The 15,115-nt window shown below is 68.4% G+C and carries 17 protein-coding genes; 5 read left to right on the top strand and 12 right to left on the bottom strand.

Annotated elements, in window-relative coordinates; all coding sequences use genetic code 11:
- Positions 1 to 4 precede the first annotated feature (4 nt).
- Together fliQ and fliR are read left to right on the top strand one after the other, a co-directional pair.
- Entirely contained in the window at positions 5 to 274 is a 270-nt protein-coding gene (gene fliQ / locus MKP05_RS07375; protein WP_240567720.1) for a flagellar biosynthesis protein FliQ, read from the top strand.
- Positions 275 to 290: 16 nt separating this feature from the next.
- Positions 291 to 1,091 (top strand): flagellar biosynthetic protein FliR, encoded by an 801-nt coding sequence (fliR, locus tag MKP05_RS07370; protein ID WP_240567719.1) that lies wholly within the window; start codon positions 291 to 293, stop codon positions 1,089 to 1,091.
- 93 nt (positions 1,092 to 1,184) lie between these two features.
- Here fliR and flgL read toward each other — a convergent pair whose 3' ends face one another.
- The 11 genes from flgL to flgB all read right to left on the bottom strand — a co-directional run bounded on the left by flgL (position 1,185) and on the right by flgB (position 11,615).
- Positions 1,185 to 2,402, bottom strand: a complete 1,218-nt coding sequence (flgL, locus tag MKP05_RS07365; RefSeq protein WP_240567718.1) for a flagellar hook-associated protein FlgL — start codon at positions 2,400 to 2,402, stop codon at positions 1,185 to 1,187.
- An 18-nt stretch (positions 2,403 to 2,420) separates the two neighbouring features.
- Positions 2,421 to 4,109, bottom strand: a complete 1,689-nt coding sequence (gene flgK / locus MKP05_RS07360) for a flagellar hook-associated protein FlgK (protein ID WP_240567717.1) — start codon at positions 4,107 to 4,109, stop codon at positions 2,421 to 2,423.
- Between the two features lie 83 nt (positions 4,110 to 4,192).
- Complete coding sequence (gene flgJ, locus MKP05_RS07355) at positions 4,193 to 5,317, bottom strand: flagellar assembly peptidoglycan hydrolase FlgJ (RefSeq protein ID WP_240567716.1); 1,125 nt, start codon at positions 5,315 to 5,317, stop codon at positions 4,193 to 4,195.
- The gene (locus MKP05_RS07350) at positions 5,317 to 6,456 is read right to left on the bottom strand and encodes a flagellar basal body P-ring protein FlgI (protein ID WP_240567715.1); all 1,140 of its coding nucleotides are present in this window, start codon (positions 6,454 to 6,456) and stop codon (positions 5,317 to 5,319) included. The genes flgJ and MKP05_RS07350 overlap by 1 nt, the downstream gene beginning before the upstream one ends.
- An 11-nt stretch (positions 6,457 to 6,467) precedes the next feature.
- On the bottom strand, positions 6,468 to 7,151 hold the full coding sequence (locus MKP05_RS07345) for a flagellar basal body L-ring protein FlgH (RefSeq protein WP_240567714.1): 684 nt from the start codon (positions 7,149 to 7,151) through the stop codon (positions 6,468 to 6,470).
- Between the two features lie 25 nt (positions 7,152 to 7,176).
- Positions 7,177 to 7,959, bottom strand: coding sequence for a flagellar basal-body rod protein FlgG (flgG, locus tag MKP05_RS07340; protein ID WP_240567713.1), 783 nt, complete (start codon positions 7,957 to 7,959; stop codon positions 7,177 to 7,179).
- 28 nt (positions 7,960 to 7,987) lie between these two features.
- Positions 7,988 to 8,743: a flagellar basal body rod protein FlgF gene (locus MKP05_RS07335; RefSeq protein WP_240567712.1), complete on the bottom strand. Its 756-nt coding sequence runs from the start codon at positions 8,741 to 8,743 to the stop codon at positions 7,988 to 7,990.
- A 24-nt stretch (positions 8,744 to 8,767) separates the two neighbouring features.
- A complete protein-coding gene (gene flgE, locus MKP05_RS07330) occupies positions 8,768 to 10,024 on the bottom strand; it encodes a flagellar hook protein FlgE (protein ID WP_240567711.1) in 1,257 nt (418 codons plus the stop codon).
- A gap of 62 nt (positions 10,025 to 10,086) precedes the next feature.
- Entirely contained in the window at positions 10,087 to 10,779 is a 693-nt protein-coding gene (gene flgD, locus MKP05_RS07325) for a flagellar hook assembly protein FlgD (RefSeq protein ID WP_240567710.1), read from the bottom strand.
- Positions 10,780 to 10,784: 5 nt separating this feature from the next.
- Complete coding sequence (gene flgC / locus MKP05_RS07320) at positions 10,785 to 11,189, bottom strand: flagellar basal body rod protein FlgC (RefSeq protein ID WP_110284300.1); 405 nt, start codon at positions 11,187 to 11,189, stop codon at positions 10,785 to 10,787.
- Positions 11,190 to 11,201: 12 nt separating this feature from the next.
- Positions 11,202 to 11,615: a flagellar basal body rod protein FlgB gene (flgB, locus tag MKP05_RS07315; protein ID WP_240567709.1), complete on the bottom strand. Its 414-nt coding sequence runs from the start codon at positions 11,613 to 11,615 to the stop codon at positions 11,202 to 11,204.
- A 167-nt stretch (positions 11,616 to 11,782) separates the two neighbouring features.
- Between flgB and flgA the strand changes: the two genes are divergently transcribed.
- The 3 genes from flgA (at position 11,783) to MKP05_RS07300 (ending at position 13,372) form a co-directional block, all read left to right on the top strand.
- Positions 11,783 to 12,484, top strand: coding sequence for a flagellar basal body P-ring formation chaperone FlgA (flgA, locus tag MKP05_RS07310; protein WP_240567708.1), 702 nt, complete (start codon positions 11,783 to 11,785; stop codon positions 12,482 to 12,484).
- A 154-nt stretch (positions 12,485 to 12,638) separates the two neighbouring features.
- Positions 12,639 to 12,926 (top strand): flagellar biosynthesis anti-sigma factor FlgM, encoded by a 288-nt coding sequence (gene flgM, locus MKP05_RS07305; RefSeq protein WP_110284303.1) that lies wholly within the window; start codon positions 12,639 to 12,641, stop codon positions 12,924 to 12,926.
- Positions 12,923 to 13,372 carry a flagella synthesis protein FlgN gene (locus MKP05_RS07300; RefSeq protein ID WP_240567707.1) on the top strand — a complete coding sequence of 150 codons (450 nt, stop codon included), beginning with the start codon at positions 12,923 to 12,925 and terminating at the stop codon, positions 13,370 to 13,372. Before flgM ends, MKP05_RS07300 begins: the two co-directional genes overlap by 4 nt.
- A 47-nt stretch (positions 13,373 to 13,419) precedes the next feature.
- On the opposite strand, the gene MKP05_RS07295 is transcribed toward MKP05_RS07300, so the two are convergent.
- Positions 13,420 to 15,114 (bottom strand): EAL domain-containing protein, encoded by a 1,695-nt coding sequence (locus MKP05_RS07295; protein WP_240567706.1) that lies wholly within the window; start codon positions 15,112 to 15,114, stop codon positions 13,420 to 13,422.
- Position 15,115: the final 1 nt, after the last annotated feature.

The following is a 15,115-nucleotide window of genomic DNA, read 5'->3' as shown; positions in this document are numbered from 1 at the left end:
ACGCATGACCCCCGAAACGGTGATGGGCCTGGCCTACCAGGGCATGAAGGTGACCCTCTTCCTCGGCGGCCCGCTGCTGCTCACCGCCCTGGTGACCGGCCTCATCGTCAGCCTGTTCCAGGCCGCCACCCAGATCAACGAGATGACCCTGTCGTTCATCCCCAAGATCCTCGGGGTGTTCGTCGTGCTGGTGCTCACCGGCCCCTGGCTGCTCAAGCTGATCACCGACTTCACCCGCGAGCTGTTCCTGAACATCCCGCTGATGGTGTCGTGATGCCGAGGGGCCGCTGATGGTGGACGTCACCTTCGCCCAGCTGCAGGGCTGGCTGGTGGCCTTCCTCTGGCCCTTCGCCCGGCTCACCGCCTTCCTGGCGGCCGCGCCGCTGTGGGGGCACTCCAGCGTGCCCAACCAGGCCAAGGTGGGCCTGGCCGCCCTGGTGGCCGTGGTGATCGCCCCCACCCTGCCGACGCCGCCCACCACCGCGGTGCTCTCCTGGGCGGGGCTCGGCATCATGGTCGAGCAGGTGCTGATCGGCATCGCCATGGGGCTGGTGATGCGCGTCACCTTCGCCGTGGTCCAGGCCACCGGCGAGTTCATCGGCCTGCAGATGGGCCTGGCCTTCGCCACCTTCTTCGACCCCGGCAGCGGCACCAACATGGTGGTGCTGTCGCGCTTCCTCTACATGATCACGCTGCTGATGTTCCTGGCCTTCGACGGCCACCTGATCGTGCTGGAGATCCTGGCGACCAGCTTCGTGACCCTGCCGATCGGCCTGGGTGGCTTCAATCCCGGCGCCTTCGAGATGCTGGCCCGCTACGGCAGCACCATCTTCGTCTCCGGGATGCTGCTGGCCCTGCCGCTGGTGGGCGCGCTGCTGATCATCAACCTGGCGCTGGGCATCCTCAACCGCTCGGCGCCCCAGTTGACGGTGTTCAATATCGGCTTCCCCACCTCGCTGACGGTCGGCCTGGCGCTGATGATGGTGCTGATGATCGACATCGGCCGCTTCCTGCAGGGGCTGTTCGCCCAGGGCATCGACTTCCTGCACCAGCTGCTCGACGCCCTGGCGCCGCTCTCGGGCGTCGGCTGAGCGCAAAAAAACCGCCCGGGACGGGAACCAGGGCGGGACAAGCGGTCATGGCGGGAGGTAGCGATACCACGACCGGGAGAGAGCAATGCGCGGTCAGCGCAGAAAGTCGAAGAGCGACAGCCCCTTGATATCGACGAAGGCCTTCTGGGCCGCCTGCAGGCCCACCTGGCGCAGGCTGTACTCGGAGATCGCCTCGGCGTAGTCCAGGTCGACCAGGTCCGACAGCGTCTGCTCGAAGTTCATCATGCGGTTGCCGCCCACGGCATCCACCACGTCGAGTTCGTTGAGCCGTGCCCCCACCGAGGCGCGCACGGTGAGCACGTTGTCGAGGCCGTTGTCGAGCTCGCGCATCACGGTGTTGAGGGTATTGCGCAGCTCGGCCTTCTCGGCCGGGGTGGCGGCGGGGTTCTCCAGCACCGCCAGGGCCTTCTCGAAGGACTCGAACAGGTCGGTATTCATCGCCTCGGCCTGGCCGAGGCGAAACTCGTCGCCGACCGCCGGATCGCCTTCCAGGGTAATGCTCAGCCCGCCGAAGGCGATCGGCTGGCCGTCGACATAGGCACCGCCGGCCACCACGCTGCCATCGGAGGCCGTCACCTCGAAGATCGGGTTGCCGCCGCCGTCCTCGTCGAAGACCAGGGTATAGGTGTCACCGAAGCCGGGATCCGCGGGATCGGTGACCTGGGGCCCCCCCTTGAAGGTAACATTGCCCGCGTTGTCGCCGGCCTCGGCGATATACCTCGCTCCGATGGCCACGCCCTGGAAGATCCTCGCGCCGTTGTCGGCCACCGGCATCAGCCGCGAGGCATCGATGCGCTGGGCGCGGGTGTTCTGGTCGCCGATGTATTCGACGTTGCCGTCGCCATCGCGGATGAAGGGCGGGCTGTCGTCCTTGTAACCCCCGAACAGGTAGCGGCCGTTGCCGTCAGTGGCATTGGCCTGGCCGATCAGGGTCTCGTAGATGCCGCGCAGCTCCGAGGCCACCGACTGGCGATCGGCGTCGCTCAGGGTGTCGCTGGCGGCCTGGACCAGCAGCGTCTTGCCGCCGGCGATGGCATCGCTGACGCTGTTGAGCACGCTCTCGGACTGGGAGAGGGCATTGCGCGCGCTGACCCGGGCGTCGGCGTACTGCTGGGTGACGGCCTGGGCCTGGGAGACCCCCACCGCCCGGGAAGCGGCCTGGGGGTCGTCGGAGGGATTGACCACCCGGCGGCCGCTGGCGATCTGCTGGCCCACCTTGAGGAAGTCGCCCTGCTGGCGGTTCATGGAGGTCACGCTCTGGTCGAACATGGTGACGGTGCTGATACGCATCGTGTGACTCCCTCAGGATCAGTTGCGCAGGCCGAGGATGGTGTCGAACACCGTGGAGGCGGTGTCGATCACCCGGGCATTGGCGGAATAGAACTGCTGGTAACGCAGCAGGTTGGCGGCCTCCTCGTCGAGGTTGACCCCGGACTCGGACTGCTGAACGGCCTCGAGCTGGTCGGTCAGGCCCTGGCGCGCCTCGAGGTTGACCTGCACGATATTGGTCCGATTGCCGACGTCGCTGACCATGCCGGCATAGGCCTGGCTCAGCGAGGCCCGGCCACTCACCAGCAGTTCGTCCTGGAGGCCCTGAAGCGCCAGGGCATTGCGGTTGTCGCCGGTGCCGGTGAAGACCCAGTCCGCCGGATCATCGTCGGGATTGGCCGGCTGGGCCGCGGCGATCCTGTCCAGGTCGCGGATATTGCTCTGCATGTCGGCCGCGGCGCGGCGAGTCGGCTGGATCTCGAAGCGGTCGTTGACCAGCAGGTTGGCCGCATCGTCGAAGGTCAGCACCACACCACCGAAGCTCAGCTCACCCTCGGCCGGATCGAAACTCACCTCGTCGGCATCCAGGGCCTGGCCATTGTCCTGGCGGATCACCTGGAAATCGCCGGGAGCCGCTGCCGGCGCATTGACCACACGCACCGTATAGTCGGTGGCCCGCAGCCGATCGATATTCCCCGTATCGAAGCGGGTGGCGCCGATCTCCGCCGTGCCGCCATTGCGATCATGGGAGTAGGCGCGCGGCGTACCGATGGAGAAGACGTCGCCGCCCTGCTCGCCGTTGAGGTCCATGCCCCTGGCATGCTGCTCGTTGACCCCCACCGCCAGCGACACCGCCAGCTGGCCGATCTGGCTCTGGGTCTTGTCCAGGGTCTCGGCACGGAAGTCCATCAGCCCGCCCAGGGTGCCGCCCTTGACGGTGCTCTCCGGCAGGGCGACCAGGTTGCCGCCCGAGTCGCGATAGCCGAGCACGGTGCGCTGCGGATCGCCGGGGGCGTCCATCGCCTCGAGGCGGTAGTGGTCGGTGCCGGACACCAGCGGCTGGCCGTTGGGCAGGCTGATGTTGTAGGTCTTGCCGTCCTGGATATTGAGCCGCACGTCCATGCGCTCGCTGAGCTCATGGACCAGCTGGTCACGCTGGTTGAGCAGACCGTTGGGCGCCTCGCCCTGACGGGCACGCGCCAGGGCGATCTCGCGGTTGAGGGTGGCGAGCTGCTCGGTGGTGTTGTTGATCTGGGTGACCTCGTCGGCGATCCGGCCGTTGAGGCCTTCCTGCAAGTCCTGCAGGTAGCCGTCGAAGGCCCGGAACTGGGCGGTCAGGGTGTCGGCGGTGCCGAGCACGCCCTGACGGGCCGCCGGGTCGGAGGGGGCGCCGGCCAGGTCCTCCAGCGCCGAGAAGAAGTTCTGCATCAGCGGCGCCAGCCCGGCCTCGCGGTCGGCCAGCAGGCTGTCGATCTGGCTGACCTGGCCCTGGTAGGCGGCCAGCGCACTGGAGCTGCTGGTGGCCGCATTCAGCTGGTCGGCCACGTAACGGTTGAACTGGCGCTGGATGTCGTTGACCCGCACCCCACCGTCGGCACGGCTCTCCCCCAGGAGCACCAGTTCCCGGTTGTAGCCCGGCGTATAGACGTTGCTGATGTTGTTGCTGGTGGTGTTCAGGGCGTTCTGGGCGGCGTTGAGGCCGCTGAGCCCGATGGAAAAGATGCTCATGCTGTCGTGTCCTTAGGCCGATGCTTCCGTTATCGGCCATGCCGGGAGGAACTTGAGGCCACCGCCGCGCCTCTCGACCGGGCTCAATAGCTGAAGAAGACCAGCGACTCGCCGCCGCGGGGCTCCACCGCCCCCAGGGTGTCCATCACCGCGATCAGCTTGTCGGCGTAGGCCGGATCGGTGGCATAGCCACCGGCCTGCAGTTCCCGGGCCGCCTGCTCGGCATCGGGCGCGGTGGTCACCCGGGCGTAGCGCGGGTTGTCGCCGATCAGCCGGGCATGGTCGGTGAAGGCCGCCTCGAAGGAGTCGTAGACGCGGAAGCTGTCGGTGACCTTCGTGCGCCGGCCATCCAGGTACTCGTGGGTGGTGACCTCGGTGGTGGACCCGCGCCAGCCGCTGCCGGCCTTGATGCCGAACAGGTTGTGGCTGTTGCGGCCGTCGCGGGTGGCGATCTCGTGGCGCCCCCAGCCGGTCTCCAGCGCCGCCTGGGCGAGGATCAGCTCGGCCGGCACGCCGGTGGTGCGACTGGCCGCCCGGGCCGGGCCAGAGAGCCGGTCGAGGAAGGCCTGGACGTAGCCGGGTGGCGTGCCGTCGCTGCCGCCGGCACGGGTCGCCTGGCCTGTGGCCGTGACGGCGTCGCGGTCGGCCGCGACGGCCCGCTCGCCGGACGGCACCGCGGCCAGCCGCTCCATAAAGCCGGCGGAGGCCGTCTCGAGCTCGTCCAGGAAGCTCTCCGGCCTGGCGATCGCCTCGGCCACCCGGGCCTTATCGGCCGCCTCGACCGGCTCGGGCTCGTCGTCGGCCGCCTCGGGGCGCAGGGCGTCCTGCAGTGGTCGCGGCGCACCACGGGGGATGCCGGCGATCAAGTCGGCGACGGCGCTGCCCTGCTGTTGCCGCGCCGGCACCATGCCGCTGCCCTCGAGCTGGGCCACCAGGCTATCGGCCAGGCCGATGCCCCGGCTCGCCATGGTCTGGGACCACTGCTGGTCGAGCAGCGACTGGTAGAATGCGGTCTGCTTGCTGTCGATCAGCCCGGTGGTGGGCACGGCGTCGCGCATGCTCTTGAGCATCATCTGGATGAACAGCGCCTCGAACTGCTGGGCGGCGCCCCGCACGCCCGCCGACGGGTCCTGGCGGGCGCTGTGCTTGAGCCGCTGCAGGCCCTGCATGTCGAGGGCGAACCGGCTGCCGACGTCCTCCATGCCCATCACAGGACCTCCAGGTCGGCACGCAGGGAGCCGGCGGCCTTGAGCGCCTCGAGGATCGCCATCAGGTCGTCGGGCGTGGCGCCGAGCGCATTCAAGGCGTTGACCACATCGACCAGGTCGGCGCCCTCCACCACCCGCAGGTAGGCGTCCTGCTGCTGGATCTCGATGTCGCTGTCGGGAATCACCACCGTCGCGCCCTCGCTGAAGGGCGCCGGCTGGCTGACGCCGAAGCGGGTGTCGATGACGATGGAGAGGTTGCCATGGGCCACCGCGGCGCGATGCAGGGTGACGGCGCTGTTCATCACCACCGAGCCGGTGCGCGAGTTGAACACCACCCTGGCCGGCGCCTCGGTGGGCGTGACCCGGATGTTCTCCACCCGGGCCATGAAGTTGACCCGCGAATTGTCGTTGGCCGGCCCGTCCAGGGCGATCACCCGGCCGTTGCGTGCCGCCGCCACCGGACGGCCGAATTCGCTGTTGATGGCGCTCACCACGCGCTGGGCGGTGCCGAAGTCGGCCTCCTTGAGCTCCAGCTCGAGCAGGCCGCCGTTGGCCCCCAGGTCCACCGGCACCTCGCGCTCGACCATGGCACCGCCGGCGATGCGCCCACCGGCCTGCTGGTTGATCTGCACGCTGCTGCCGCCAGCCTCGGCCCCCGCACCGGCCACCACCAGGTTGCCCTGGGCGATGGCGTAGGTGTCGCTGTCGGCGCCCTTCAGCGGGGTCATCAGCAGGGTGCCGCCGCGCAGGCTGCGGGCGTTGCCCACCGAGGAGACGTTGACGTCGAGCCGCTGGCCGGGCCGCGAGAAGGGCGGCAGGTCGGCGGTGACCATCACCGCCGCCACGTTGCGCAGCTGCATGTTGGTGCCCGGCGGCACGGTGATGCCGAGCTGGGAGAGCATGTTGATCAGGCTCTGGCCGGTGAAGGGCGCCTGCATGGTCTGGTCGCCGGTGCCGTCGAGCCCCACCACCAGGCCGTAGCCCACCAGGACGTTGTCGCGCACGCCGGCGAAGTTGGCCAGCTCGCGGATCCGCTCGGCCTGGGCCGGCAGCGCCAGCAGGGCGGCCAGCAGCAGGATGAGCAGCCGCGTAACGAGGCGCAGGGAGGAAGCGGTCTTGATGGCTCTACTCGTGCTCATGCTGACCCCGGTCAGAAAGGCGAGACATTGAGGAAGAAGCGTTGCAGCCAGCCCAGGTGCTGCGCCTCGTTGATGTAGCCGTCGCCCACATACTCGATGCGCGCATCGGCCACCAAGGTGGAGAGCACGGTGTTCTGGCCGGTAATGGTGCGCGGGTCAACCACCCCGGAGAAGCGGATGAATTCCGCCCCCTGGTTGATGGCGATCTGCTTCTCGCCGCGCACCCGCAGGTTGCCGTTGTGCATCACCTCGAGCACCGAGACGGTGATGGTGCCGGTGAAGCTGTTGTTGGCCTCGGAACCACCGCCGCCGATGAAGTCGCTGGCCCCGTCGAGGTCGAAGCCGAACTCGGCGAGCCGCTCCATGGCGTCGGGCAGCTCGGCGAAGGAGAGACTGGCCGAGCCGTTGCGGTTCATGTTCGACTGCGAGTTCTTGCTGGCACTGACCTGCTCGTCGAGCACGATGGTCAGGATTTCACCGGCCATGCGCGGGCGACGATCCTCGAACAGTGGCTGGTAGCCACGATGGGCCTGATAGATCGAGCCGTTGGCCAGCGATGCCGGGCGCTCGGGGATGGCGATCTGCTCCTGCTCGCCGACCACCGAGGCCCGCGGAATCTGGGCGCAGCCGCCCAGCATCAACATGGCCAGCGCCAGCAGCAGCGTCGCCGGACGCAGGGGAATCCACCGTCTCATCGCACTCTCTCCCGGCCGGGCGGCCTTACAGCTGCGCCAGGCGTGCCAGCATCTCGTCGCTGGTCTGCACCGCCTTGCTGTTGATCTCGTAGGCCCGCTGGGTCTGGATCATGCTGACCATCTCCTCCACCACATTGACGTTGGAGGTCTCCGCGTACTCATGGAACAATCGCCCCGCGCCGTTCATGCCCGGCATGGTCTCGTTGCGCGGGCCCGAGGAGGTGGTCTCCCGGTAGAGGTTGCCGCCGACGCTCTCGAGACCGGTCGGGTTGACGAAGGTGGAGATGGAGATCTGCCCCACCTCCAGCGACTGGGTGGTGCCCGGCTGGGTCACCGAGACGATGCCATCCTCGCCGACCGACACCGAGAGGGCGTTGTCGGGAATGATGATCGCCGGCTCCAGCGGGTAGCCGTTGGCGGTGACCATCTGGCCGTTCTCGTCGAGCTGGAAGCTGCCGTCGCGGGTGTAGGCGGTGGAGCCGTCGGGCATCAGCACCTGGAAGAAGCCGTTGCCGTTGATCGCCAGGTCGCGGGAGTTGCCGGTGTGCTCGAGCCCGCCCTGGGTATGCAGCCGCTCGGTGGCCACCGGGCGCACGCCGGTGCCGACCTGCATGCCGGACGGCAGGCGGTTCTGCACGTCGTTCTGGGCACCGGGCTGGCGCAGGTTCTGGTAGAGCAGGTCCTCGAACACCGCCCGCGAGCGCTTGAAGCCGTTGGTGCTGACGTTGGCCAGGTTGTTGGAGATGACGTCCAGCTTGACCTGCTGGGATTCCAGGCCGGTCTTGGCCGTCCAGAGTGACTTGATCATGTCGGGATTTCCTCGTGCCGGGGGCGCATCAGCCCTGGATCGACAACAGGTGGTTGGCGCGCTGGGCGTTCTCGTCGGCGGTGCCGATGACCTTCATCTGCATCTCGTAGCGGCGGGCCACGTCGATCATCGACACCATGGCCTCGATGGCGCTGACGTTGCTGCCCTCCAGGGCGCCACTGGCGACCCTGGCATTCTCGTCGGCGGGAAGCGCCGCCACCTCGCCCTCGTCGTTGGGCGCCGGGCGGAACAGGCCGTCGTCGCCGCGCAGCAGCGACTCGTCGGGAGTGACCAGCTTCAGGCGACCGACATCCACCAGGGCGTCAGGATCCTCGCCAGGCCCGATGGCGCTGAGGGTGCCGTCAGCGCCCACCGAGACGCTCGAGCCCAGCGGCACGATGATCGGTCCGCCCTCGCCGATCACCGGGCGTCCGGCGATCATCAGCAGGCCATCGCCGTCCACCTGCAGGTCGCCACGGCGGGTGTAGGCCTCGCCGCCATCCGGCGCCTGCACGGCGATCCAGCCGTTGCCCTCGAGCGCCACGTCGAGCTCGCGACCGGTGGTGGTCATCGGCCCGGGGGTGAAGTCGCTCCCCGGGGTCGAGGCCACCACCGAAGTCCGGGTGGCCAGCGCCGCCTCGCCCTGCACCGGCACCGCGCGCATGGCGTGCAGCTGGGCACGGAAGCCGGCGGTGTCGACGTTGGCCAGGTTGTGGCTGACCACCGACTGCTGGTCCATGCTCTGCTTGGCGCCGCTCATGGCGGTGTAGAGAATACGATCCATGGTTCAGGCTCCCGGTCAGACGCCTCAGCGCAGGTTGATGGCGGTCTGCAGGACCTCGTCCTCGGTCTTGATGGTCTGGGAATTGGCCTGGTAGGCGCGTTGGGTAACGATCATGTCGACCAGTTCCCTGGCCATGTCGACGTTGGAGGTCTCGATGGCATTCGACTCGATCAAACCCAGCAGTCCGCTACCCGGCGCGCCGACCAGCTCCTGCCCGGAAGCGGCGGACGCGGTCCAGGCGTTGTCGCCCGCCGGTTTCAGCCCTTCGGGGTTGCGGAAGGAGGCCAGGGCGATCTGGCCGGCCGGGCGCGACTGCTCGTTGGCGTAGTTGCGCATGATGGTGCCGTCGCCCTGGATGGTGATACCCACCAACGCCCCGGAGGTGTAGCCGTTCTGGGTCAGGGAACTGGTGGTGGACTCATTGCCGAACTGGGTGGAGCCGGCCAGATCGAGGTCGAACTCCAGGTCTTCAGGATCCCCCCCCATGGAGGCGGAGTTGAACAGGATTTGCGGGATATTGCCTGGCACGGCAGCGCCCCCGCTATCGGTTATTGCATCCAAGGTACCGTTCTGGTTGAACGCGACGGTAAAGTCATTGGCCTGGGTTTCGTCATAAGCGCCATCCATCACCACCTTGGCATCCCAGGTATTGGAGCCGGTCTTTTCGTAATAGACGGCGATATTGCGCGGATTGCCCAGCGAATCGAAGGTGGTGAAGTTATTGGAATAGTGGTAGTCCAGCGTCTGGGTACCACCACCTAGCTCATTGACCTCCACTTGGCTGAGTTCGTCCCCCACTACCTCGCGGGAATCGAGGTTGAGGGCCGTCGCCACGTCGGTGGTGGCACTCGCCGGCATCTCATCAGCCGAGACATTCAACACCCGGGGCTGGCCGCCGGTCTGCACCTCGCCGGCGGCGTTCAGGCCGTAGCCCATGATGCGCGCGCCGGTGGCGCTCTCGAGGAAGCCATCCGGCGTCATGCTGAGCTGGCCGTTGCGCGAATAGACGATCTCGCCGCCCTGCTCGAAGCGATAGAATCCCTGGCCGCTGATCGCCAGATCGAGCTCGCGGTTGGTGGCCTCGATATTGCCTGCGTTGAAGTTCTGCAACGTGGCCGAAACACGCGTGCCTAGACCAACCCTGGAGCTGGCGAAGACATCGGCGAATTGCGAATTGGAGGCCTTGAAGCCAACGGTCTGCGAGTTGGCGATGTTGTTGCCCAACACGCCCAGTTTCGACGCCGCGGCATTCAAGCCGCTGAGTGCTTGTGAAAAGCCCATGTCTGGTTCCTCTGCCTACTGGCTTGACTTGGTGGTGGTGCAGTTGCGATGGCGGATGCGAATCACAGGATCTGCCTGACCTGGTCGAGGGCGACCTGGCCATAGACGGCGCCCAGGTCGAGGCGCACGCCGCCGTCGTCATCGGACGGCGTCACCCCATTGACCACGGCAAAGTTGAGGGTCTCGACGTCCAGGCTGTCGTCACCCCGGGTGGCCTCGATGCCGACCCGGTAGGCGCCCGGCACGGCGGATTCGCCCTCGCTGGTCTTGCCGTCCCAGCTGAACGACTCCACCCCGGCCTTGGCCGGGCCGATGTCGTAGCGGTTGATCACCTGACCATCGGCATTGGTGATGGTTACCTGGACGTTGTCGGCGGATTCCTCGAGCTCGATGCCGAAGGGCGTGGTATGCACCTGCCCTTCGGCATCGGTCTCGAGCAGGACCCGGTCGCCCGGCACCAACACGCCCTGGCCGATCAGCCCCGTGGCCTGGAGGGTCTGGCCGGCATCGATCTGGCTGGTGATGCCGCTCAGGGTCTCGTTGAGCTCCTCGATCCCGCTGACGGTGTTGACCTGGGCCAGCTGGGAGGTCATCTCGCTGTTCTCCATGGGATTCAGCGGGTCCTGGTTCTGCAGCTGGGTGATCAGCAGGGTCATGAAGTTGTCGCGCAGCTCGGCCGACTGGCTGGCATCCACGCTGCCGGAGGCGCCGGCATTCATGCGGCCGATGACACTGGAATCGATGGTGGTGGTCATGGCGGTCAGCCCTCGCCCAGGGTCAGGGTCTTCAGCATCATCTGCTTGCTGGTGTTCATGACCTCGACGTTGGCCTGGTAGGAACGCGAGGCGGAGATCATGTTGACCATCTCGTGCACCGGCTCGACATTGGGCATGGCCACGTAGCCCTCGTCATCGGCGAGCGGGTGCTCGGGGCGGTACTCCATGCGCATCGGCGAGGGATCCTCGACCACCTCGCGTACCCCGACGCCACCGATCCCCTGGGCGGCGGCACGGCTCTCGAACATCACCTGCTTGGCGCGGTAGGCCTCGCCGTCCGGCCCGGCCACGCTGTCGGCGTTGGCCAGGTTGCTGGCGGTGACGTTCATGCGCTGCGACTGGGCGCTCATCGCCGAGCCGGCGATATCGAACACGGAAAACATCGACATGGGTGAGGCTCCTTATTCGGGCTGCATGGCCGTCTTGAGGCCCTGGATGCGGCTGTTGAGGATGGTCAGGCCGGCCTGGTAGCGCACAGCATTGTCGGCGAACTGGGTGCGCTCGCGATCCATGTCCACGGTGTTGCCGTCGAGGCTGGGCTGGTCGGGCACGCGGTAGAGCAGGCCGCCGCTGGCCGGGGCGACCCCCTGGCCGGCGATGTGCCCCTCGGCGGTGCGGGAGAGCGCCAGCCCCTTGCCGCCGCTGCGCCCATGCTCCACGGCCTTCTTCAGCTCGCTGGCGAAGTCCATGCCTCGCGCCTTGTAGCCCGGCGTGTCGGCGTTGGCAATGTTGCTGGCCAGCACCTTGTGGCGCTGCTGGCGCAGCCCCAGGGCCTGCTGATGGAAGTTGAAGGCGGCTTCGAGCTGATCGATCACGACGGCGCTCCCCTGAATACGGAATTCGTTGACGATGGAGAATAGCCAGCCCGGCGTCATCCCAAAGGAACGAACAGTCCCGCTTTCCGCGTCCATTTCGACTCTTTCGCTTTCGTCCGCCCCGCTAGAATGCTCCTAGCGTCCCATCCGACCCTCGCGAGCGCGCCATGCCCGATGCCTCTTCCCACCGCCCACGCCGGCTCCTCGGCGCCTGCCTGGCGCTGGCGTGGCTGTTCGTCCATCAGCCGACCCTGGCGGACGATGCCCTGATGACCGGAGTGCATGCCTTCCTCTATGAGCAGGCGCAGGGGCATGGCGAGGAAGTGGTCATCGAGGTGCATCCGCCGTCCGCCCACCTGCCGCCCTGCGAGGCGCCGCAGCCATTCCTGACCCATGCCTCCCGGCCGGTGCTCGGCCGGGTGTCGGTGGGCGTGCGCTGCGGCGAGGAAGGCCGCCAGGTGCGCTACCTGCAGGCGGAAGTGGGCGTGATCGGCGACTATCCGGTCGCGGCACGCGACATCGCGCCGGGCACCACGATCACCGACGAGCTGCTGGAGACCCGCCGCGGCGACCTGAGCCGACTGCCGCGCCAGGCGGTACTCGACGAGGCGGAAGTCCTCGGCCAGGTCGCCCAGCGCCGGCTGGCCAGCGGCTCGCCGCTGCAGGCCCACCAGTTCCAGACCCGGCCACTGGTCGAACGCGGCCAGCAGGTGACGGTCGAAGCGCAGGGAGCGAGTTTTCGCGTGACCCGCGAAGGCGAGGCCCTGGAGCCCGGGGGCGAAGGCGAGCGAGTGAGGGTGCGCTTCGCCAACCGCGACCTGATCACCGCCACGGTCGTCGGTGACGCCCGGCTCGCCGTGGACTTCTGAGTCCCCCCTGGCTAGGCTGCCAGCCACGGCGCGGCAGGCCTAAAGTTTCCGTCGAGACGGCCGATAGTCCGGTCAGGCACCCAGACACTCACGTCCTGGACTCACTCTCTGGACTCACTTTCTGGACAAAGGCACCGGTCACGAGGCAACCATCTTGAAGATCGACAACCAGAACCCGCTGATCCGCCCCGGCCAGCCCCAGCCGCGCGACGAGCCCCAGAAGGTCAGGAGCGCAAGCCAGGCGAGCGGCCAGGATGCCGGTCCGGCGGCAGCGACCCACCTGAACCGGCATGCGGCCGACGGCAGCCAGGACATCGACACCGCGCGGGTCGAGGAGATTCGCGAGGCGATCCGCGAGGGGCGCCTCGAGATCCGCGCCGACCGGATCGCCGACGGCCTGATCGCCAATGTGCGCGAGATGCTGGGGAAAGACGAGGCATGAGCCTGGCGCGGCTGCTGAACGACCAGCAGGGGCGCCTCGCGGCCCTCGTCACCCTGCTCGAGGAGGAGCTCGAGGCGCTGACCGCCGGGCAGATCGACGGCAGCCGGCTCGAGAGGATCGCCACGGAGAAACAGGCCCTGCTGGTCGAGCTCGAGGGCATGGAGCAGCTGCGCCGCCAGGTGCAGCGGCGCCTGGGCTACCGCGACGGCCACGAGGGCGCCCGGGCAGCCGCCCGGGATGCCGATTGCCTGGCGGGCTGGGAGGCCACCCTGGGCGCGACCGAGCGGGCCGACCGCCTCAATCGCCTGGCCGGCCAGCTGCTGGGCATGCGCCTGGCGCACAACCAGCGCATGCTCGACTTCATCCATGAAGTGTCGGAAAAGACCCTCTACGACCCCCGCGGTCGCACCGGCCGCCAGCCCGGGCGCCTCAACGCCTCGGCCTGACCGCCCCGCTCCTCCGACCACTCATCCTCGGCCGGCGGCACGCCCCGTCACTGCTGTGACGTTGCGTGCCAGGCCGCCAGTTCGGCGACACCCAGCGGCGGCGAGAACAGATTGCCCTGCACCAGCTCGAAGCCCAGCCCGCGAACCGCTTCCAGCTGAGCGTGGGTCTCCACCCCCACCACCACGGTCCGCAGCCCCAGTGCCGCCAGGCACGGCGCCAGCGCCGCCAGGGTACGATCGGCATTGGGGCCGCGGCCGACCCCGCTGACCAGCCGCCGACTGACCTTGGCCCGGGTGACCGGCAGCGCCGAGAGCTGGAGCAGGTCGAGGGGGTCGCAACCCAGCTCGTCGGCCACCAGGGCGACGCCCAACTGCTCGAGCCGCTTGAGCAGGTGGGCATGTGCCTTGCCCCTGGCCGCCAGGCCGGCGCCCTCGATCTCCAGCGAGAGCCAGGCGAGATCCTCCGCCTGCTGGCGCAGGAAGTGATCCAGGGGGCGGCTGTCGAAGACCGACTGCTCCAGCATCGCCGCATCGAGGTTCACCGACATCCCGAGGGTCGCCAGCGCCGAGCCCTCCTCCTGCCACTGCCGATGCTGGAGGATGACCCGCTCCAGCACCCAGCGATCCAACCGGATCAGTTGGCCCATCTCGGCGACCTCGGGCAGGAAGTCTCGCGGATCCAGCAGGCCGCAGCGAGGGTGCTGCCAGCGTACCAGCGCCTCGAGTCCCCGGCAGGTTCCATCGACGGAATCGACCTGGGGCTGGTAGACGATATGGAAGTGCTTGCTCGGTGACAGCAAGGCCTCCTGAAGCTGGCGACGGACGGCCTCCTGCTCCTCGAGGCGGCGCCGCAGACGGGCATCGACGAAGTCGTGGCGACCGTGCCCCGCCTTGCCGGCCCGGGATAGCGCCTCCTGGGCCCGCTTCATCAGTTCCTCCTCACTCTCGCCGTCCTCGGGGTAGCGGGCGATGCCGATGGAGGTGGTCAGCAGCAGCGGCCGGCCGGCGGCATCGAAGGGGGCATCCATCGCCTCGAGGAAGCGCTGAGCGGTGGTCTGGAGACCCAGCACAGAGACCGGATGCTCGATCAGTACCCCCCAGAGCGCCCTGCCCAGCAACGCCACGCTGTCCTCGCTGCGGAAGGTCCGCTCGAGGCGACGGGCCACCTGGCGCTCCAGTTCCCGGGCGACCGCCGGCCCGACGCGCCCGGGCAGCGCCTGGTGGTCATCGAGCTCGATCCACAGCAGGGCGAGCCCCTGGTCGAGGCGGTCGGCCCGCTCCATGGCGTGGATCAGGCGATCCCGGAAGAGCCAGGCGCTGGCCAGGCCGGTGAGGGCATGTTGGCCGGGCACCGCGGCCATGACCTCGTCCAGCGCCACCAGGGTCAGCAATCTCGAATTCCCTTCGTCGACCGGCTGCACGGCGACCAGCAGCTCCCGGGAGACGCCCGCGGGGGCGTCGCGCCCGAGCGAATGCCAAGTCGGCACCACGTCATCGGCCTCGTCGGCCGCCAGTGCCTCGGCCACCGGCAGCAGCTCGGCCACCGGCCGCCCGCGGGCAGCCCGCAGCGGCAGGCCGGCCAGGGCGCAGAACCGCGGGTTGGCGGCCTGGAGCAGGCCACGCCCATCGACCACGGCCAGGCCCACCGGCGCCCGTTCGAAGGCCAGTGCCGACTGCCCCGCCGGATGCGCCGTCACGCGCCGGCCGGGAGAGAATGAAGGGGGTCCCGATGGCGGCTCCATG

Source organism: Halomonas flagellata, from assembly GCF_022487945.1.
GTDB classification, from domain to species: Bacteria; Pseudomonadota; Gammaproteobacteria; order Pseudomonadales; family Halomonadaceae; genus Halomonas; species Halomonas flagellata.
The sequence above is the reverse complement of the archived record's forward strand: the minus strand, read 5'-3'. Positions and strand labels throughout refer to the sequence as shown.